The sequence below is a fragment of the Actibacterium sp. MT2.3-13A genome, assembly GCF_018139985.1.
Lineage (GTDB): Bacteria > Pseudomonadota > Alphaproteobacteria > Rhodobacterales > Rhodobacteraceae > JAGSOU01.
Window position 1 is genome coordinate 1 of the sequence record NZ_JAGSOU010000019.1, and the last position, 19,229, is coordinate 19,229.

Sequence of the window (19,229 nt, forward strand, 5' to 3'; positions counted from 1 at the left end):
TCGGCGGCGGCGCCGGCAACGACACGCTGTGGGGCGGGGCCGACGGCGATTCGATCTACGGCGGCAACGACGATGACGCACTGGGCGGCGGCGGCGGCGACGACAATGTCTGGGGCGGCAATGGCGACGACCTGCTGCGCGGCGGCGCGGGCGACGACACGCTGGGCGGCGGCGCGGGGGCCGACACCTTCGTCTTCGCCGCCGGCTCGGAGCGCGACCTCGTGCTGGGCTTCACCGACGACGTGGACACGCTGCGCCTGGACGACAGCCTGTGGAGCGGCACCCTGACGGCGGCCGAGGTGGTGACAAATTTCGCCACCGTGTCGGGCGGCAACACGGTGTTCGACTTCGGCGGCGGCGACCTGCTGGTGCTGCAGGGCGTCACCAACCTGTCGATCCTGGCCGACGATATCGACATCGTCTGACGGAAATTTCCCGCGCGACCGGCCCCCGGCCGCGCGGCACCTCCTCAGGCGAACAGGAAATCCGAGCCGTGCAGGCTGGCGGGATCGATCCCGTCGAGCAGGATCGTGCCGCCGCCGTAATCGATGGCGGCGCCGCCGGGCACGGCGCGCAGCGTCAGCGCCCCGAAGTTCGGAACGGGCAGGGCGATGCGGTCCTCGCCGGGGGTGAAATCGGTGATCCGGTCGATCCCCGCGCCGGGCGCGAAGATGAAGGTGTCGGCCCCCGCGCCGCCGGTCAGGCGGTCATTGCCGGCCTCGCCGATGATCCGGTCGTCGCCCGCCCCGCCATCGGCGGCATCCGCGCCCTCGCCGGCCCAGAGCGTGTCGTCGCCGCCCTCCGCGTCGAGCCGGTCGCCGCCCGGCCCGCCGAACAGCAGGTCGTCGCCGTCGCCGCCCCAGAGCACGTCCGCCCCGCCGACCCCGCCCAGCGTGTCGTCGCCCGCCCCGCCATGGGCGGTGTCGTCATCCGCCCCGGTCCAGACCTCGTCATCGCCGTCCCCGGCCCAGATCTCGTCGTCGCCCGCGCCGCCGCCCAGCCTGTCGTCGCCCGCGCCGCCATAGGCGGTGTCCTCGCCATCCCCGGCCCAGAGCGTGTCGTCGCCGGGGCCGGCGCCGATCCGGTCGGCCCCCGCGCCGCCATAGAGCAGGTCGCCGCCGAGGCCGGCCCAGACCTGGTCATCGCCCGCCCCCGCGCCGATCGTGTCATTGCCGGCGCTGCCATAGACGGTGTCGCGGCCCTCGCCGGCCCAGGCCGTATCATGGCCGATGCCGGTCCCCATCCGGTCGGCCCCCGCACCGCCATAGAGCAGGTCGCGGCCCTCGCCGGCCCAGAGCTCGTCATTGCCGGCGCCGCCGAACAGGGTGTCATGCCCCGCCCCCCCGGTCAGGCGGTCGGCCCGGGGGGTGCCGGAGATCCGGGCGCCCGCCGGGCCGGGCGAGAGCACCAGCACCCGGTCGGGGCCGCCGAGCCCCGCGCCGAAGATGTCGGCGGCGGTCAGCGGCGCGCCGTCCCGGCTGTGCAGGCGGATCTCCTGGCCGCCATAGGTGACGCGCGCCCCCCCGGACCAGGAGCGCACCGTCAGCTGCGAAAGCGCGCGCAGCATGGGCAGGCCGCCGAGGTCCAGCCGGTCCAGGCCGGGCTCGAAATCGACGATCCGGTGCGGGGCGCGGGCGCTGCGGATCACGAAGATATCGGCCCCCGCGCCGCCCGCCATCACCGTGCCGCCGGGGCCCGAGACCAGGATGTCGTCGCCGCCGCCGCCCGCCAGCGTGTCGCGGCCGGTCCTGCCGGCGACGATCTGGTCGTCCCCGGGGGTGCCAGAAAGGCGGCTGTCGCCGCCGCCGCCGTCGCGGAGGACATCGCCGAGACCGGCGAGCGGAACCGAGAACAGCCCGATCCCGGGCCCTTCGGAGGCGACGTAGATGTGCAGCGCGCCGCCCGCCCGCAGCGCCTCAATGTCGGCGATGTCCTCCAGCCCGTCGCCGGGGACATGGCGCAGGCTGTCGAGATGCAGCAGCGTGCCATCGGGCAGCAGGGTGAACAGGCTGAGCCCGTCGTCGGCGCCCCCGGCCAGCACGAGGACATGGCCGTCCACCTCGATCACCTTCAGCGCCTGCACCCCGCCGAAGCGCGTGTCCCGCGTGTCGAGCACATGGTCGGTGGCCTGCAGCTCGCCCGCGGCGGTCAGGCGCATCACGCTGAGCGAGGAGCTGCCGGCGGCGGCCAGCACGATCCAGGTGGCGCCATGGGCGGCGATCACCTCCATCGCGGTCGGGGCGTTGACGCCCAGCCCCTGGGCCATGCCCAGCCCGTCGGTCAGCTGCAGCGCGCCGCTGCCGGTGTTGATCAGGTAGCTGCTGATCCCCTGCCGCCCGAGATCGGCGGCCAGCAGGAAATGCCGCCCGCCGACCGTCACCGCCTCCAGCCCGGCGGCCGCGTGCAGCGGGGCAGGGGTGCTGCCGGGCGGGCGCGACAGGCCCGCGCCGGCGGCGCGATAGGCGGCCAGCTGCCCGCTGCCCTCGTCGGCGAGGTAGAGCGTCGCCCGCCCGCCCGGCCGGGCCCAGAGCATGGCCGAGATCCGCGCGGTCGCGCCCTCCAGCCCGGGTGTCGCGGTCAGCGCGCCGAGGCGGCCGTCCTCTTCCAGCGCGTAGCCCGCCAAGCCGGAGCCGTCGCCGCCGAAGACGAGGACGGAACGGCCATCGGCCCGGATCACCTCCAGCTCGCCGGCCACGAGCGGGGCGAGGCGGGCGGGGAAATGGCGCGCGCTGGCCAGCGCCGGCCGCCCGCCGCCGTCCAGCGCATAGCCCGACACCCCGCCATTGGCGCCCGTCGTCGCGAACAGGACCGGGCCGCCGGGCAGCCGGACGATCTCCAGATCGCGCAGGTCGGTATCCAGCGCGATGTCGCCCGAGCCCCGGTGTCCCTCCCGCCGCAACTGCATGCTCTTGCCCCCTTGATCACGCATCGCCCGGGAGGGTGGGCAGGGGGCCGGGCCGAAGGGGCGCGGAAATCCGGCAAAACCGCGGCCTTTGCCCCGAGTTTTCGTAAAAATCCATCGACCGGCATGAGGACCGGAAACAGGCTGGTAAGAGATATTATGTGAATAGGATGCCGGCGCGGGAACATGGCCGCCATGACGAGGCGCGGGGGCGGCGCGTCACCCCGGTCCGGCTCACCGGCTTCGGTGCAACGCGCGCCATCCGCGCGCCGGTCCGCCCGGCGAAAGCCGGAGCGGCCGGGGCGTTCCGAGCCGGCCACTATCGGCTTGATCGCCCCTGCCCGCTATCCCATAGTCGCCGCGCATCGGAACACGGCACAGCCAGGCAGAAAGCTGAACGATACATGGGCACAGAGCAGGAGAGCGGCCAGAAGGGGGCAAACCGGCGCTTCGTCATCATGGGCCTGCCGCGCAGCGGCACCACCTACCTGATGACGCTGCTGAACGCGCACCGCGACATCTATTGCAGCGGCGAGCAGTTCAACCCGCATGCGATCATCGGACCCCGCGACCGCAACGACCGCCTGAAGGCGATCACCCGGCGCGACCGGGAGGCGGTGCCCTTCATGAACAGCTTCTTCGCCCGGCACGAGGCCGAGGGCTATGCCCGGGTCGGCTTCAAGTTCATGATCGGGCACAATATCCGGGTGCTGCGGCGGCTGGAGCAGGACACCGGCATCACCCTGATCTACGTGCACCGCAAGAACAAGCTGGCGCAGGTCTCGTCGCTGATCAAGGCCGCGCAGAGCCAGAAATGGGCGCAGCACCGCGCCGATTCCCATGTCTCGCGCAAGATCAAGGCCGGGCCGCGGCAGATCAGCCACCGCTGGCACGAATACGCCACCTTCGACCATCTGTTCATGCCCTGGTTCGAGGCGCGGCCGCATCACAAGATCGCCCTCGAATACCGCGAGATGTTCGCCCCCGGCTTCGAGGCGCGGATCTGCGATTTCCTGGGCGTGGCGCCCGACCCCGGCATGAAGAGCCCGCTGGTCAAGCAGGGCAGCAACCGCATCCTGGACCGCTTCGAGGAGCCCGAGAAGATCGAGGCCTATTTCCGCGAGCTGGGGCTGGCCGCCTGGCTCGAGACGGAACTATGACCTCCGGCGGCCGCGCGCGCGCATGAAGATCCTCTATTACAACTGGGTCGATTACCTCGACGACGAGAACCGCGGCGGCGGGGTCTCGGTCTACCAGCGCAACCTGCTGCGGGCGCTGGACGGGCAGGACGACCTGCAGGCGGCGTTCCTGTCGTCGGGCATCTCCTACGATCTCGCGGGCGGGCGGCCCCGCTGGGCGCCGGTGCGCCACGGCCCCGCGCGCGACCGCGACCGCCGCTTCGAGATCGTCAATTCCGGCGCGTTGTCGCCGGCGCATCACTCCTTCGGCAGCCCCGCCCAGATCGAGCACCCGGCGACCGAGGCGGCCTTTTTCGATTTCATCGAGGCCACCGGCCCCTATGACGTGGTGCATTTCAACAATCTCGAGGGGCTGCCGGCGCGGGTGCTGGAGCTGAAGCGGCGCTGGCCGCAGACCCGGGTGATCCTGTCGCTGCACAATTACTACCCGTTCTGCCCGCAGGTGAACCTGTGGCACCGCGAGCGCGAAGCCTGCCGCGATTTCGACGCCGGGCGCAAATGCGCCGACTGCCTGCCGCACCGGCCCGACCCGCGGCTGATCCGGCTGGCCAACGCGCTGGCCTTCCGGCTGAAGCGCGCCGGGATCCGCCCCGGCACCCGCGCCTTCGACGCGCTGTTCCGCCCCACCCTGCGGGTGGGCGGGCGGCTGGCGCGCCTGCCCGGGCGCCTGCGCCGCCTGCTGCGCGGCGCGCCCGCCGCCGCCGCGCCGGGGCCCGGCCCCGCGCGCGAGCGCGCCGCCGCCTTCGCCGCGCGCCGGGCCGAGATGGTGCGCCTGATCAACGCCCATTGCGACCGGGTGCTCTGCGTGTCGGACCGGGTGGGGCAGATCGCCCGGCATTACGGCATCGCGCCGGAGCTGGTGCAGACCAGCTATATCGGCACCGAGGAGGCGCGCAAATTCGGCCAGACCGCGCCGCGCCCGGCGCTGCTGGGCGCGGACGGCACGCTGCGCCTGGGCTACCTGGGCTACATGCGGCGCGACAAGGGGTTCTTCTTCCTGCTCGACGCGCTGGAGGCGTTGCCCGAAGACATCGCCGCGCGGCTGCGGCTGGTGGCGGCCGCGCGCCGCGGCGACGCCGCCACCATGGCCCGGCTGGAGCGGCTGCGCCCGCGGCTGGCCGAGCTGACCCATGTCGACGGCTACAGCCACGACGATCTGGATCGGCTGCTGGCGCGCGTCGATGTCGGGCTGGTGCCGGTGCTGTGGGAGGACAACCTGCCCCAGGTCGCGATCGAGATGCACGCCCGCCACATCCCGCTGCTGACCTCCGACATGGGCGGCGCGCAGGAGTTGGGCCACTGCCCGGAAATGGTCTTCCCGGCCGGCAGCGCGGCGGGTTTCGCCGAGCGGGTGGCGGCGATCCTGGAGGGTCGCGTCACCGCGCGGGACTACTGGCGGAACGCCGTGGCGCCGGTCGAGATGCCCGCGCATCTGCGGGAGCTGCGCGCGGTCTACGGCGCCCCGGCCTCAGCCCGCTGACCCGGACAGCCGCGCCCGGACGAAATCGCAGTCCCGCCAGGGCACCGAGATCTCGGGGTCGTGGATCACGTCGCGCCCCTCGGAGACCAGGGCGAGGTATTTGCGGTATTCCTCGGCATCGTTGAAATGCTGCCGGCGCGAGACCTCGGCCCGGGCCTTGCGGCGGAAATCGGCGTTGTACTTGAAATGCGCGAACAGCAGCTCGCGCGGCGACAGCTTCACGTCGCCCAGGAAATGGAGCCCCGCCGAGAGCCGCATCCAGGGCTGGTAGCGCAGGAGCGCGATCTTCTGGGCCACGAACAGATCGGCGCGCGATCCCGGGATCAGCCTGTGGCGCAGCGCGCTGGTCCAGGTCGGCATGTTGGAATAGGGCCCCTGCCCCGGCCAGCGGGTCAGGAAGGGCACGCGATCGACGAAGCCGGCCTCGGCGAAGGGATCGCCGCTGGCGAAATCGGCCTCCTCCAGCCGGCCCTGCGGATACATGTCCAGCATGAACAGGCGCACGGCCTCGGCGGTTTCGAAATCGGGGCCGGCCAGCAGATCGGGCAGGCTGCCGCCGGGGCCGTCCTGCCAGACCAGCAGCTCGTCGGCATCGGCCACCAGCGACCAGCGCCCGACCCGGAAGGCCGACAGCAGCGCCTGCTGCCAGGCCACCCCGTAATGCGACAGCCGGTAATCGGTATCCACCGAGAACAGCGCCACGTCGGGCTGTTCGGCGAGATATTCCAGCGTGCCGTCGTCCGAGCAATTGTCGGCGATCAGGAAGCTCTCCACCCCCAGACGGCGGTAATGGGCCAGGAAATGCGGCAGCATGAACATCTCGTTGCGCATGCAGGCCACCACCGCCACCGGGGCGGTCCTGGCGCGCTCCAGCCGGTCCTGCGGGCCGATCATCTCCAGCGCGTTGCTCTGGTAGCCCAGTGTCACCGGCTGGTAGCTGGGCCAGATCTTCTTCGGGGTCAGGCGGTCGCCCTCCAGCAACTCCATGGCTGCGGCCTGCGGCGCGTGGGCGTCGAGATGCACCAGCTTGACCGGCGCGGCGCGGCTGGCGTCGAAGCCGTTGACCCAGAGCGAGACCGGGGTCGCCCCGGCATGGGTGCGCCGCCGGATCGAGATCCGGTAATCCTCGTCCGCCGGTCGGATGCCGCGCAGCGCCAGCAGATCGCCCAGGAGCTTGTCCTCCATGAAGGAGACCTGGATCAGCTGCCGCCCCTCGGGGCTGTCGGCCGCCGCCAGCGCCGCCGCCATCGCCCGGCGGCTGAGCGTGTAGCCCGAGCCGCCATCGGCATAGGTCGAGGGTTCGGGCGATTTGTCGAGCTCCATCCGGCCGCGCGCCGAGGTCGCCTTCTGGCAATGCCAGGCGCGGTCCATCTGGCCCGGCCTGCGGGTCAGGATGCGGCCGTAATAGTCGAACTTGCGGTAGCTGAGGCTGTGGAAGAACTCGGCCGGGTTCAGGAAACAGTCGTCGTCGATCTTCAGCATGTAGGTGAAGGCGGTGTTGTCATGCACCCAGCGGATCGCGGCCAGCGTCTTCTGCGGCAGCCCCTCGTAATCGTCGGGGGCCGCGACATGCACCACGTCGCCCTCGCGCCGGCCGTCGCCGTCGCCCACGATCACCACATAGGGCACGCCCACGGTCCTGAGCAGCGACAGCCAGCCCGCGCGCATCGCCGCGACCCGGCTGTCGAGATTGGGCCTGCAGGAGAACACCGTGACGATGGTGTCCAGGATCGGCGAGGCATGCGGCCAGCGCGCCACCCCGTCGGGCGGCAGCGGCGGCTCGTGCCGGGCGCATTCGGGGAACAGCGTCAGCGCCTCGCCGGCCAGCGACGGGCCGCCCGCGCGCGCGGTCTCGCGCAGCCCGTAGAAGGCCGAAAGCACCGCCGGGGCCCAGGACAGGCGCTCCAGGCTGTCCTCGGGCAGCGCGGCGCGCATCTGCGCGATATGCTCCAGCAGCCGCGCCGCCGGCTCCTGCGCGCCGAAGCGGACCAGCGCGTTGATCAGCCCCAGCCCCAGCCCGATCCCGAGGAAGCGGCTGCGCGGCCCGGCCAGCACGCTGAGATCGGCGGCCAGCGCGTCGATCTCCCAGTCGGCGGGCGGCTGGCCCGGCGCGGCCACCCGCGCGGCCAGCGACACCACCCGGCGGCTGACGCTGTGCTGCAGCCGGTAATAGGGTGCGCGCGGCACCTCGGCATAGCCCTCGGCCATGGCCTCGGCCGCCTCCCGCGCCAGGGCGGCGCCGCCCTCGGGCGCGCCGGGAAAGGCCATGTGGCGCAGCGCCGCCTCGCCGGGCGCGACCCCCGCGAGGCGCAGCGCGGCGGGCGTGGGGGCGGCATCGGGGGACGCGGCGATGCCCGCCGGCCCCAGCAGCTCGCGCCGCAGCCGCGGCGCGTCGGGATTGCCGGCGCGCTCGAACAGCGTCAGCGCCGCGGCGAGAGCCTCCCTGGCCGCCGCCCCGTTTCCGGCCTCGGGCGGCCCGGCATGACCCCGGATCACCCCGAAGGCCTCGCGCGCGGCGTGGAGGTCGGCCGACAGCCATAGCCGTCCGGCCGCGACCGCCTCGTCCACGGCCTCCCAGAACTGCCGCGACAGCCCGTAGCTGCGCAGCGCGCAATCGCAGACATGGCGCTGCAGGTGATCGGTCAGCCGGTCGCGGGCGGCCAGCAGGTGCACCGTGGCGCGGGTCAGCGCCAGGCAGGGGGTGCGGCCCCAGTAATCCCCGGCCCGCCGGTCGACGAAGCCGGTGAAGCCGTAGACCAGATCCTCGCGGTCCGTCCCGGCCAGGTGCGGGGCGTCCAGCGCGGCGCGGATCACCCAGGCCACCGCCGGGGTCACGACCCAGCCGCCCGACGGCTCGCCCAGGTTCCACAGCAGCTCCCGCACCCCGCCGATCTCTCCCTTCATCCACAGGAAGGGCAGGATCGCGCTGTCATGCCAGGGCTCTCCGCGGGGCGCGAAATCGGCCAGGCCCGCCTCCTCGGCCAGGGCGAAGAGACCGGCGAAGGCGTCGCGCGTGCAGAAATATTCGCTGAACATCAGCAGCAGCAGGCGCCGCCCGGCGGGCGGCAGGTCGGTGTCGCGCAGCAGCGCCACCGGATCGGCGCCGGGATCGGCGCGCAGGGTCTCGGTGATCCGGGCGTGGGCCTGCCGGACGGCCTCCTCCCCGGGGTCGGGGGCGGCGCGGGCGACCAGATCCTCGGGCACCACCGCCTCCAGCGCCGCCGCGGCGCCGGCGCCGGGATTGAGGAAACCGTGCAGCCCGTAGAACTCGGCCACGCCGGCCAGCGCGGCGCGCGCCCGGGGCGAGAGCCGCGTCTCCAGCCCGGCGAAGCGCACATGCTCGGCCACCTGCATGGCGGCAAGGGCGTCGCCCTGCAATTCGGCGCGGGTCAGCACGCGGTCGATGCGCGCGGCGATCTCGTCGCGGGTGATGCGCAGGGCGCCGCCGCAGGCGCGGCCGTCCGCGCGCCGCAGCTGCAGCTCCAGCGCGGCGTCGCCGGGCACCGCCTCCCAGACCCGCCCCGGCAGGATCGCGCGCAGGTCGGTCGCGGCGCCGCGACCCGGCCCGGCGGGCCGCGGGCGCGCGATCACCGCGCAGGCCAGCGCGCCGCCGGAGACCTCCAGCCGCAGGTCGCGCGCCTCGGCCTCGGGCAGGCCGACCTGGCCGCGGATCTCCAGCCGGTCGCTCAGCGTCAGCCCTTCGCGGGGCCGCGCGCCGCTGTCGTCGATCTCGACGCTGCCGGCCGAGATCCCGCCCTGGAAATCGACATAGCCGATCCGGTGCAGATCGGGGAAATGCGCCCGGCGCAGCGGGCCGGAGGAGAAGCGGAACAGCCGGCCGCCGTCCAGATGCACCGCGACCTCGGGCGGGGTGAAACGGATCTCCACCTGCACGCCGTCGCGGGGCAGCTGGACCTTGCGCGGGCGCTCGCGCGACCAGTCCTCGGCGCCGGAACCGCGCCGGTTGCACACCGCCAGCCCCTCGTCGGCGCGCAGCGACAGGTGGAACAGGATCTCGCGCTGTTCGCGGTCGTAGAAGGAAATATTCGCGAAAGGGTCAGCCGAGAAATCCGCGCGGTAGAAAAAACGGGCGCCGTCATGGGGCTGAAAGGTCATCATCGGAATACGGATCCTGAACTGGCTAAACCGGCCTGAACCGGGTTATGGAGCCTGCCCCGGGGGGATGCAACACGGCTTTAGCCGCCGGTTCCGCGCGCGCGCACCGCGCCCAGGATCCACGCCGTCCGCCTGTCGATGTAAGGGTCCAGCGCGCCGCGTTCGCGCGCGATCCCGCGGCGCCGGGCCTGCCAGGCCACCCCCAGGGCGAAGCGCAGCCGCGCCCGCCTTGAGGGGTGGTTGGCGAAGCTCAGCTTTTCCCAGGCCGCCCGCGCCCAGAGCCGCCTCCGCCAGCCCGGCGGCAGGGCCGCCGCCCGCTCCGGGCCCAGGTCCGCCGCCAGCGCGTCCAGCGCCCGGGCCAGGTCGCGGGCCGCGATCGGCGCGCGCCACAGCGCCCGCGCGGCCGGCGCCTCCGACACCTCGACCCCGGGCGTGGCGAAATAGAACGCGCGCCGGGCGGCAAGCGCGGCGCGCAGCGTCACCTGCCATTCGGGAAAGGCCCCGGCGCCGAAGCCGATCCCGGCCTCCCGCAGGAAGGCGCGGCGGAAGATCTTGGCCGAGGGGTGGGCGTGCAGGACCGCCGCCTCCGCCCCGCCCAGGCGCAGCGGGCCGGTCGCCGGGCCGTCCGCCGCCTGCCCGCGCATGTCGTGAAAGCCGCTGTGCACATGTCCCTCGCCCAGCCCGACGCGGAATTGCGACAGGCCGAAATCGGCCTCGGCGCGCAGCATCCTGTCGGCCCAGTGTTCCAGCGCCCAGGGCATCAGCCGGTCGCCGGCATCGAGGAAGACCACCAGCTCGCCGCGCGCCCGCGCCAGCCCGTGGTTGCGCGCCGGCCCCGCCCCCTGCCCCTGCCCGGGCTGCACCAGCACCTGCCCGGCCAGGCCCGCCCGCCGCAGCGCGCGCTGCGCCTCGCCGGCCCGCGCGGCCCCGTCGCAGACGATCAGCAGCTCGAAATCGGGCATCAGCTGCGCTTCCAGCGACGCCAGCGTGTCGGCCAGCAGCTCCGCGCCGCCGCCGAAGGGCACGATCACGCTCAAGGGCAGCGCGCCGGCGATCGTCCGGCCCCAGGCGGCCGAGATGTCGGCGTCCCAGCCGGGGCTGTAGCGCAGCCCGTGGCGGGCGAGGAAATCGCGGCAGGCGGCGGCGAAGCGCACCCGGCGGGCGGGCGTGCGCAGCGCGGTGGAGCGTTCGAACATCAGCCGGGTGGCGATGCGCTCGAACCCCTCCTCTGCGCCCGGCTTGTCCGCGCCCGCCATGATCGCGCGCAGCGTCTCCAGCACCGAAAGCTGCTCGAACACCTGGTCGCTGTCGGTGGCGGTGATCTGCCCCTCCCGCCCGCGGGTCTGCAGATAGAGCGGCTCGGGCAGGTGCAGCAGGTGATCGGTGCGGCAGGCGGCGCGGTAATAGAAGGCGTGATCCTCGAACCAGGTGCCCTCGTCGAAGCGCAGCCCCTCGATCAGGGACCGGCGATAGAGCTTGTTCCAGGCCGAGGGGAAATGCCGGATCACCTCGCGCCAGTCGCCCAGGGAATAGCGCCGCGGCGCGGGATGGCCGGCCAGATCCGGCGCGCCGTGGATCGCCGAATGGGTGGTCGAGCCGCCGTCGGGATGGCAGAAGCGGATGGCGCAGGCCACCCAGTCGGCGCCGCTGTCCTCCAGCGCGCCATGCAGCCGGGCGAGGTAGTCGGGCGCCACCCGGTCGTCGCTGTCGACAAAGGCGATGAAGGCGCCGCGCGCCAGATCCAGCCCGGCATTGCGCGCCCCCGACAGGCCGCGGTTCTGCTGCGCGACGAAGCGGAAGCGGGCGTCGTCCCCGGCCGCCGCGCGGGCCCGCGCGGCGCTGTCGTCGGTCGAGCCGTCATCGACCACGATCACCTCGAAATCGGCCAGGCTCTGGCCGCGCAGGCTGTCGAGGCAGGCGGCCACATGGCCGGCCACGTTGTAGACCGGCACGATGACCGAGATCAGCGGCGCCGTCATCTGCGGCGCCTCGGGGGCTGGGGGGCGGCTCTCATGAGGGTTGTTTTCCCCCAGGCCGCGGCAGGGGTAAAGGGCATTTCCGGATTGAGAAGCCCCCGGCCCCTCTGTAGGTATGACGGGAACGGCCGGAACGGCCAAAAGGAGTTGCGCATGACCGGGCAGACCCCCCCCCTGCACGCCCCCGGGGATGGCCATGTCTTCATCGTCACCTACGGGCGCTCGGGCTCGACGCTGCTGCAGAACCTGCTCAATTCCATCCCCGGCTACTGCATCCGCGGCGAGAACAACAACACGCTCTATCACATGGCCCGGGCCTGGGAGGCGGTCAGCGCCTCCGAGGAGATGCGCGGCCAGCGCCGGAGCGGCCAGCCCACCACCCGCGAGCATCCCTGGTACGGCGCCGAGCTGGTGGACCCCGACGTGCTGGGCCGCGACCTGGCCGAGACCTTCCGGCGCGACGTGCTGCGCTCCCCCCCGGGCACCCGCGTGGCCGGGTTCAAGGAGATCCGCTTTCACCTGGCCGGGGCCCATACCGGGGCCTATCTCGATTTCATCGAGCGCTTCTTCCCCGGGTCGCGCTTCGTCTTCAACACCCGCGACCACGCGGCGGTGGCGCGCTCGGGCTGGTGGGCCAGCATGGAGCCCGCGGCCGTGAAGCGCGAGCTGGAGACCGCCGAGAAGGTCTTCGCGCGGATGCGCGACCGGCTCGGCGACCGCGCGCTGGCGCTGCATTACGACGATTACGTGGGCCGGCCGCAGGCGCTGAAACCGCTGTTCGATTTCCTCGACGAGCCCTTCGACGCCGCCCGGGTGGCCCAGGTGATCCAGCGGCGGCTGACCCATTCGGGGACAGACTGAGCCGCGCCCGCGCCGGAGTGCAGAACAACCATGCCAGACCGAATGAAATGAAGAAATTTCCCTCTCTCTACAGGCCCGCGGACGGCTATGTCTTCATCGTCACCTACGGGCGCTCGGGTTCGACCCTGCTGCAGAACCTGCTCAATTCCATCCCCGGCTACTGCATCCGCGGCGAGAACAACAACACGCTCTATCACCTGGCCCGGGCCTGGGACACGGTCGCCCAGGCCAGGGAGATGCAGGGGCTGCGCAAGCGCGGCGCGCCCTCGGCCCAGACCCATCCCTGGTACGGCGCCGAGCTGACCCGCCCCGAGCACTACGGCCGCACCCTGGCCGATGGCTTCGTGCGCGAGATCCTGCGCCCCGACCCGGGCACCCGCGTCGCCGGGTTCAAGGAGATACGCTTTCACCAGGATGAGAAATTCTTCCGCCAGTACATGAGTTTCATGCACCGCTTCTTTCCCAAGGCGCGGTTCATCTTCAACACCCGCGACCACGCGGCGGTGGCCCGTTCGGGCTGGTGGGCCGAGAAGGACCCCGCCGAGGTCGCCGCGCAGCTGACCCGGGCCGAGAAGCTCTATGACGCCTATGCGCGCGCCTTTCCCAAGAAGTCGCTGCAACTGCGCTACGAGGATTACACCGGCAATCCCGACGGGCTGCGCCCGCTGTTCGACTTCCTCGGCGAGCCCTTCGACGAGGCGATGGTGGCCCGGGTGCTGGGCCAGAAGCTGGACCACCTGAAAAGCGGAACCGCCGCGGGCTGAGGGCCGGAGGGCTCAGGCCCTGTCCGGCTGCTCTGCGCTATCTTGTCCCCCATAAGCAGAGCCGGTAGGGTTCGGCAACGAACTAAAAGAGCAGTGTATAAGAGCATGAGCAGCCCGTTCATCATCTGGACCATGCGCCGTACCGGCGGCACGACATTGACCGGTCTGCTGATGGGGCTGTCCGAACGCCCCAAGGTCGAACACGAGCCCTTCAACCGGGATCGTGCCTTTGGCTGGGTGCCGGAGCAGTGGAGGGAAACGCACGACCGTCAGGCACTCGGCATCGCGATGTCCCGGGCGCTGCGCAACAGGCCGCTGATCAAGCATTGCTACGAACTCGCGGCAGCGCCCATCAACTCCGCGTTACTCGAGGCGGCCTGCCGCGAATCCTATTGCCACATCGTACTGGACCGGCGCGCCGAGGTGGACCGAATCCTGTCGCTCGAGTTGGCCAAGATCACCGGAGCCTGGGGGCCCAAGCAGGCTGCCGAGCGCTACAGTCGGTTCGAGAGTGGTGAAGCGCAGGCCGCGTCGATCAATATCGCGGCCGCACTGAAGCACATGGCCAAATGTCAGCAGAACCGCAAAAATCTGGACACACTGTTCAAGCGTGCAGGTGTAACGCCCTATGTGGTTTATTTCGAGGATCTCTACAGCAATCCGGATTCCGGGCGGGCCGAGGTCGGCAAGCTGCTCGACTTCATAGGTCTCGATCCGGCGGCTATCCCCGATTACGAGCAGCGCCTCACCAATGCATTACTGCACAAAGGGCAGAACTCAGCCCGGATGATGGAATGCATTCCCAATATCGATGAAGCGCGCAGCCGCCTCCAGGAGGCGTTCGAGCATTACGATTTCCGTTTTTGAAAGCAGCACGATCCGGCTCCGATAACGCCCACCCACCGTAGGGTCGTGGAACAAGGCGAGACGAAACCTGACCCGGGACAAAAATTCCGGGTTGATGGCACGGCGCTGCCGGCGCGGGGCTACGCCTGGCCGCCGAAGCTCGACAGGGTGGCCGGCTGGCTGCGCTGGCCGCGCGCGGCGGGCAGGACAAAAAACCGCAAATCGCGGATCGCGAGAGCGAAATCCCGTTTCGGCAGACGCATGACAAGGGTGTGGAAGGCGGGCTCCCGGCTCAGGAAATCGGCCGCGTCCACGGTATGCAGAACCGTTCTGACGACCCTGTCCTCCGCCCCCTTCAGGCTGTCCTGCAAGACCGTGTCGCCGATTTCTCCGTTCCGCGTGCTGCGGATGACCAGCGGGAAATCCTCGGCCGCGCCGCCTTCCAGCTCGACGGCCATGCCCAGCACGTCGCCGGGGGCGAACAGGGCCTTCCCAAGCGAGAGGTTGAAGGAGAACCAGCGCGGCGGTTTGGCGACACGGGCCTCGACCCGGACCAGCAGGCCCGGCCCGGACGTCAGCTTCAGCGCCGCCTCGCCCCCGCTCGTGTCCCAACTGAAATAGACCCCGGGAACGATCGGGGCGTCGGTTTCCAGGCGTTCTGGAAGGGACGCCTCCCGCAGGGCGGCGATGGTTTGTGCAGCGAACTGTTCGGAGGGATGTGTCACGCGGGATATCCTGCCTTCACGTTTCTTCGGACGGGTCCGGGCTGTTGCCTGCGGCCGGCCCGGCGCCGACTTTGCATGGCGCCGGCGGCGTTGTCGAGGGCGCGGCACGGCGGCGGGCGCGCGATTTGCAGAGCTTATCTGGACCAACGGCCCAGGTTGTGCTTTCAGTGAGGGCATTGCATGGCCGGAATTTTTCGCATGCCAACAGGAAATGCCAATGCCCCAGACCCGCCCCTCCGAACCGTCGATGTCCCAAACCGATGCGGAGCCTCTTGTCGTTGCAAATCCTGATAACCGGGCCCTCCCCGAGAGCCTGGAAAAGATCGTGGCAACCGCCGACCCGGCCCGGCGCCTCGTCCTGTTCGACGATATCGAAAAAGCCCTGGCCGCCCGGCCCGGCGCGCCTGTGCTGGTGCTGCTGAGCGCGCCGGCCAGGAGCCTTCTGGGCGCAATGCAGGCGGGAACGCGCCCCTCGGCCGCCCTGCGCCGCTGGATGGCGGCGGCCGAGGCGCAGCTCGCCGTCCTGCGCCGCGCGCGGCGGCATATCATCGCGCTGGAGCACGACGCGCCGTCGACCGATCCGCAGGGCTGCGCCGAGATGCTGGCGGCGCGTTTCGGTGCGCGCTTCGCGGCGCCCGCCGCGGGCGCCGTCCCCGCGCCGGACGCCCCGCTCCTGGCGCTGATGGCGGAGGTGCTGCTGGACAGCGATCCGCGGGCGCGGGCGCTGGCCGACGAGATCGAGGCCATGTTGGCCTGCGCGCAGGCGCCCCTGGAGATCGGCGCGGCACAGATCGACCGGGCTTTCGCCGCCCTGCAGGAGCAGGACACCGCCCTCGCCGAGCTGGAGATGGAGCGCGAGCTGCTGCGCGACGGCATGGCGCAGGGGCTGGAGCAGCTCGATCGCGCGACGGTGGACACCCGGCTCGAACATGCCGCGACAGAGGCGGCCGCGCGGCAGATGGCGGCGCTGAACGACACCCGCCTGCTGCGCGAATCCGTGCTCGGCGCCGCGCTGCTGGAGCGCGCCGCCCTGCTCGAGGCGCGGGAGGCCGAGATCGCCGCGCTGAAGGCCCAGGCGCAGGCCGCCGCCGAGACCCATGCCGGGGAGAGCGCCGCGCTGCGCGCCCGGCTCGACGCGCAGGCGCAGGACCTGAAGGCGCGCCAGGACGAACTGGAGGCGGCCCGGTCCGAGCTGGAGGCCGTCTACGCGTCGCGCTCGTGGAAGGTCACGAGCCCCATGCGGGTCGCGCGCCGCGGCCTCGGCAAGGGCTGAGTGCCCGCCGCGCTCCATGCTCCAGACCCCGACATATCTGTCGCGCAGGCCGCGCCTGTTCATCGACGTGCAGCACGGGCTGTGCAACCGGCTCCGGGCGATGGCCTCGGCGGCCTCGATCGCGGCGCGCACCGGGCGCGAGCTGGTGGTGATCTGGCGCCCCGACCACCATTGCGCGGCGCGGCTGTCGGACCTGCTGGCCTATGACGGGCCGGTGATCGAGGACGGCACCGCCGAGCTGTGCCGCCGGCACGCCGCGGCGGTCTGGAATTACATGGAGATCGAGCCGGGGTCCTGTTTCCAGGCCCCCATTCTGGCCGGGGACGACCAGCATGACGGGCAGGATGTCTACATCCGCTCGGCCTATACGCTGAACAGCCCGCACCGGCGCCTTGCCGATGAGCAGCGCTTCCTGCGGGCGCTGCGGCCGACCGGGCCGGTGCTGGAACTGGTGGCCGGGGTGCGCCACCCCAACCGGGTGGCCGCGCATGTCCGCATGGGCACCGGGCCGGCGCATGATCACCTGAGCTATGAATCCCCCGAGAACTGGCCCGCGCATCGCCATGCCGAGCTGACCGCCTGGCGGCAGAAAAGCCATGCCCGCCACTTCATGACCCGGATCGACGCGCTGATCGCCGAGGGCCGGGCCGAGACGATCTTCCTGGCCGCCGACCTGCCCGAAACCTACACCCAATTCGCCGAGCGCTATGGCGCGCGGCTGGCCTTCCTGCCGCGCGACCGCTTCGACCGTTCGGTCCGCCAGCTGCAATACGCGCTGGCCGATCTGCTGCTGCTGACCGCGGCCGATCTCTTCCTGGCCAGCTCCTGGAGTTCGTTCTCGGAACTCGCGCAGCGCCTGGCCCGCCCGGGCCGCCCCTTCGAGCAGAGCGGCCGGGATTTTTGAGCCTCCCCGCGCATTGCAAATGCGTCCGGGATATGGCCTAACTCTCTATCGGCATTCTGCCCGTTCCTACCCCGGTGGTGAAAAAACATGCCCGACCAAGCATATGCGCCCCTCCCCGCCGCGCTGATCATTCTCGGCCCGCCGGCCCCGGAGGCGCTGGAGGCGCTCCTGGCGGAGGGCATCTCCCGCGTGGTGCTGGTCGAGCCCGACCCCGACCGCGCCGCCCGGCTGGAGATCCGGTTCGGCGACCGGCCCGGCCTCGAGGTGGTCGCCGCGGCGGTGGCCGGGCAGGAGGGGCCGGCCGAGCTGGCCGAGTTCAATTTCCCCGGCCTGCGCAGCCTCCATGCCCCCTCGCCGGCCCTGCGCAGCCTGCTGCCCGGCCTGCGCGTGCGGGCGCGTCACGCGGTCGAGGCGATCACCCCGGCCGGGCTGCTGGCGCGCCTCGGCGATCTGCCGCGCCCGGCCCATCTGCGCATCGACGCCCCCGGCTCCGAAGCGGCGATCCTGCAGGGGCTGCAGGCGGAAGGCGCCCTGGAGCGGTTCGACCGGATCTGGCTGCGCTGCGGCGCCGAGCCGATGTTCGAAGGCGCCCGCGACTGCCGATCCGTGCAGGACTGGGCGCACGCGCAAGGTTTCGAGACGGCCGGAATCGACGCCAGCGATCCGGACTGGCCCGTCCTGTCCCTTGCGTTCGATCAACGCGGACATGAGTTGAAAGCCCTGCGCCAGCGCAGCGCCGAGCTGGAGGCGCAGGCCGGCGCCCTGACCGAGCAGCTGCACCAGCGCGACGCCGCGCTGGCCGAGGCGCAGGCCGCGGCCGCGGCCGGGGCGCAGCGCAGCGCCGATCTGGAGGCGCAGGCCGGCGCCCTGACCGAGCAGCTGCACCAGCGCGATGCCGCGCTGGCCGAGGCGCAGGCCGCGGCCGAGACGGCGCGGGCGGATCTGGCGGTGGCGCTGCGCATGCAGGTCCTGGCGCAGTCCGACCTGCAGGACCTGCAGGAACGCTACCGCGCCTCCGAAGAGGCGCGCGCGACCCAGGCCGAACTGCTTCGGAAGCTGACGCCCCGCCTGCAACAGGCCGCGCAGCAGCTGCAACAGCTGGCCCTGGCCGAGGACACCGCCGAACCGGAAGCGCTGACCGCGGACAAGCCCAGGCCCCGGAGCAAGCAGGCCCCCCCGCGCAAGCGCGCCAAGGCAGAGTACAAGGGCTGATGCGAACCCCGCCTTCCGCCGACACCCTGCGCCACAATCTCGAAGAGGCGCTCGACCTGCTCAAGGATTACGCCCCGGAGCCGCTGCCGCAGGCGCGCCTGGTCGAGCCGCTGCCCAGCCTTCTGGAACAATGCGAGACGCTCTGCGCCGCGCTGCCCGAGACCGAGCCGCTGCGCAGCGTCCACCACATGGCCTGCACCGGCGGCACGCTGCTGTCCAAATGCCTGGCCGTCATGCCCAATGTCACCCTGCTCAGCGAGATCGACCCGCTGAGCACGTTCATCCTGCCCAAGCGGCACGAGGCCCGGCGCTTCGCGCCGTCGGATGTGATCTACGGCGCGCGCACCGCCCTGCGCCCGATCGACGACGCCACCGCCGAGGCCGTGTTCGCCGCGTCGATCGAGGCGCTGCACGGCGCGCTCTGTGCGCAAGGGCAGCGCCTGGTGCTGCGCGACCATGCCCATTCCCAATTCTGCACCGACACCGATTTCGCGCAGCGCCCCACCCTGCGCGAGATGCTGGCGCGCCGCCAGCCGGTGCTCTCCGTGGTCACGGTGCGCCACCCGCTGGATTCCTTCCTGTCGCTGCACGCCAATGGCTGGAGGAATTTCGCCCCCTTCACGATCGAGGAATACGCCCGCCGCTACGCCGCCTTCCTGGCCCGCCACGACCGCATCCGGGTCTGGCGCTACGAGGATTTCCTCGACGACCCCGACGGCGTGCTGGAACAGATCTGCGCCGCGCTGGACCTGCCCTTCGTCGCGGGGGCCGAGGATCTTCTGAGCCTGGTTTCGCTGTCGGGCGACAGCGGGCGCTCGGCCAACCGGATCGGCCGGCGGAAGCGGCGCGAGGTGCCCGAAGAGATCCGCCGGGAGGCCGCGCAGAGCGCCGCCTACGCGGAACTTTGCGACACCCTGGGATATGCCCCCGAAACCGGCTGAAAGGGCCGGGCCGCCGGCCGTCGCCCCATG

13 protein-coding genes and 1 pseudogene are annotated in these 19,229 nt (G+C 71.8%); 10 read left to right on the forward strand and 4 right to left on the reverse strand.

Going from position 1 to position 19,229, the window contains the following annotated elements; genetic code table 11:
- A pseudogene (locus KCI33_RS14850) lies at positions 1-425 on the forward strand (peptidase); the annotation flags it as partial.
- Positions 426-469: 44 nt separating this feature from the next.
- On the opposite strand, the gene KCI33_RS14855 reads toward KCI33_RS14850, so the two are convergent.
- Complete coding sequence (locus KCI33_RS14855) at positions 470-2,905, reverse strand: calcium-binding protein (protein ID WP_212525591.1); 2,436 nt, start codon at positions 2,903-2,905, stop codon at positions 470-472.
- A 401-nt stretch (positions 2,906-3,306) separates the two neighbouring features.
- Between KCI33_RS14855 and KCI33_RS14860 the strand changes: the two genes are divergently transcribed.
- Positions 3,307-4,062, forward strand: coding sequence for a Stf0 family sulfotransferase (locus tag KCI33_RS14860; RefSeq protein WP_212525592.1), 756 nt, complete (start codon positions 3,307-3,309; stop codon positions 4,060-4,062).
- A gap of 22 nt (positions 4,063-4,084) precedes the next feature.
- The gene (locus KCI33_RS18070; RefSeq protein WP_212525593.1) at positions 4,085-5,581 is read left to right on the forward strand and encodes a glycosyltransferase; all 1,497 of its coding nucleotides are present in this window, start codon (positions 4,085-4,087) and stop codon (positions 5,579-5,581) included.
- Here the strand turns inward: KCI33_RS18070 and KCI33_RS14870 are convergent.
- Both KCI33_RS14870 and KCI33_RS14875 read right to left on the reverse strand, forming a co-directional pair.
- Entirely contained in the window at positions 5,570-9,700 is a 4,131-nt protein-coding gene (locus tag KCI33_RS14870) for a glycosyltransferase family 2 protein (RefSeq protein ID WP_212525594.1), read from the reverse strand. The genes KCI33_RS18070 and KCI33_RS14870 overlap by 12 nt on opposite strands.
- Before the next feature lie 77 nt (positions 9,701-9,777).
- Positions 9,778-11,676, reverse strand: coding sequence for a glycosyltransferase (locus KCI33_RS14875; protein ID WP_212525595.1), 1,899 nt, complete (start codon positions 11,674-11,676; stop codon positions 9,778-9,780).
- Positions 11,677-11,826: 150 nt separating this feature from the next.
- Here KCI33_RS14875 and KCI33_RS14880 point away from each other — a divergent pair, with 150 nt between their 5' ends.
- The 3 genes from KCI33_RS14880 (at position 11,827) to KCI33_RS14890 (ending at position 14,165) form a co-directional block, all read left to right on the forward strand.
- Positions 11,827-12,534, forward strand: coding sequence for a sulfotransferase (locus KCI33_RS14880; protein WP_212525596.1), 708 nt, complete (start codon positions 11,827-11,829; stop codon positions 12,532-12,534).
- 47 nt (positions 12,535-12,581) lie between these two features.
- Positions 12,582-13,298: a sulfotransferase gene (locus tag KCI33_RS14885; RefSeq protein ID WP_212525597.1), complete on the forward strand. Its 717-nt coding sequence runs from the start codon at positions 12,582-12,584 to the stop codon at positions 13,296-13,298.
- A 105-nt stretch (positions 13,299-13,403) separates the two neighbouring features.
- Positions 13,404-14,165, forward strand: coding sequence for a Stf0 family sulfotransferase (locus KCI33_RS14890; protein WP_212525598.1), 762 nt, complete (start codon positions 13,404-13,406; stop codon positions 14,163-14,165).
- Between the two features lie 119 nt (positions 14,166-14,284).
- Here KCI33_RS14890 and KCI33_RS14895 read toward each other — a convergent pair whose 3' ends face one another.
- Positions 14,285-14,869 carry a hypothetical protein gene (locus tag KCI33_RS14895; RefSeq protein WP_212525599.1) on the reverse strand — a complete coding sequence of 195 codons (585 nt, stop codon included), beginning with the start codon at positions 14,867-14,869 and terminating at the stop codon, positions 14,285-14,287.
- A gap of 325 nt (positions 14,870-15,194) precedes the next feature.
- On the opposite strand from KCI33_RS14895, the gene KCI33_RS14900 reads away from it, so the two are divergent.
- The 4 genes from KCI33_RS14900 (at position 15,195) to KCI33_RS14915 (ending at position 19,199) form a co-directional block, all read left to right on the forward strand.
- The gene (locus KCI33_RS14900) at positions 15,195-16,142 is read left to right on the forward strand and encodes a hypothetical protein (protein ID WP_212525600.1); all 948 of its coding nucleotides are present in this window, start codon (positions 15,195-15,197) and stop codon (positions 16,140-16,142) included.
- A gap of 16 nt (positions 16,143-16,158) precedes the next feature.
- A complete protein-coding gene (locus KCI33_RS14905) occupies positions 16,159-17,046 on the forward strand; it encodes a hypothetical protein (RefSeq protein ID WP_212525601.1) in 888 nt (295 codons plus the stop codon).
- 87 nt (positions 17,047-17,133) lie between these two features.
- The gene (locus KCI33_RS14910) at positions 17,134-18,258 is read left to right on the forward strand and encodes an FkbM family methyltransferase (protein WP_212525602.1); all 1,125 of its coding nucleotides are present in this window, start codon (positions 17,134-17,136) and stop codon (positions 18,256-18,258) included.
- Positions 18,258-19,199 carry a sulfotransferase gene (locus tag KCI33_RS14915; protein ID WP_212525603.1) on the forward strand — a complete coding sequence of 314 codons (942 nt, stop codon included), beginning with the start codon at positions 18,258-18,260 and terminating at the stop codon, positions 19,197-19,199. The genes KCI33_RS14910 and KCI33_RS14915 overlap by 1 nt, the downstream gene beginning before the upstream one ends.
- Positions 19,200-19,229: the final 30 nt, after the last annotated feature.

What these genes read in the sequence shown, in the direction of transcription:
- KCI33_RS14855 (WP_212525591.1), bottom strand. Translation starts at nt 2,905, where the DNA reads ATGCAGTTGCGGCGGGAGGGACACCGGGGCTCGGGCGACATCGCGCTG.
- KCI33_RS14860 (WP_212525592.1), top strand. Translation starts at nt 3,307, where the DNA reads ATGGGCACAGAGCAGGAGAGCGGCCAGAAGGGGGCAAACCGGCGCTTC.
- KCI33_RS18070 (WP_212525593.1), top strand. Translation starts at nt 4,085, where the DNA reads ATGAAGATCCTCTATTACAACTGGGTCGATTACCTCGACGACGAGAAC.
- KCI33_RS14870 (WP_212525594.1), bottom strand. Translation starts at nt 9,700, where the DNA reads ATGATGACCTTTCAGCCCCATGACGGCGCCCGTTTTTTCTACCGCGCG.
- KCI33_RS14875 (WP_212525595.1), bottom strand. Translation starts at nt 11,676, where the DNA reads ATGACGGCGCCGCTGATCTCGGTCATCGTGCCGGTCTACAACGTGGCC.
- KCI33_RS14880 (WP_212525596.1), top strand. Translation starts at nt 11,827, where the DNA reads ATGACCGGGCAGACCCCCCCCCTGCACGCCCCCGGGGATGGCCATGTC.
- KCI33_RS14885 (WP_212525597.1), top strand. Translation starts at nt 12,582, where the DNA reads ATGAAGAAATTTCCCTCTCTCTACAGGCCCGCGGACGGCTATGTCTTC.
- KCI33_RS14890 (WP_212525598.1), top strand. Translation starts at nt 13,404, where the DNA reads ATGAGCAGCCCGTTCATCATCTGGACCATGCGCCGTACCGGCGGCACG.
- KCI33_RS14905 (WP_212525601.1), top strand. Translation starts at nt 16,159, where the DNA reads ATGCTCCAGACCCCGACATATCTGTCGCGCAGGCCGCGCCTGTTCATC.
- KCI33_RS14910 (WP_212525602.1), top strand. Translation starts at nt 17,134, where the DNA reads ATGCCCGACCAAGCATATGCGCCCCTCCCCGCCGCGCTGATCATTCTC.
- KCI33_RS14915 (WP_212525603.1), top strand. Translation starts at nt 18,258, where the DNA reads ATGCGAACCCCGCCTTCCGCCGACACCCTGCGCCACAATCTCGAAGAG.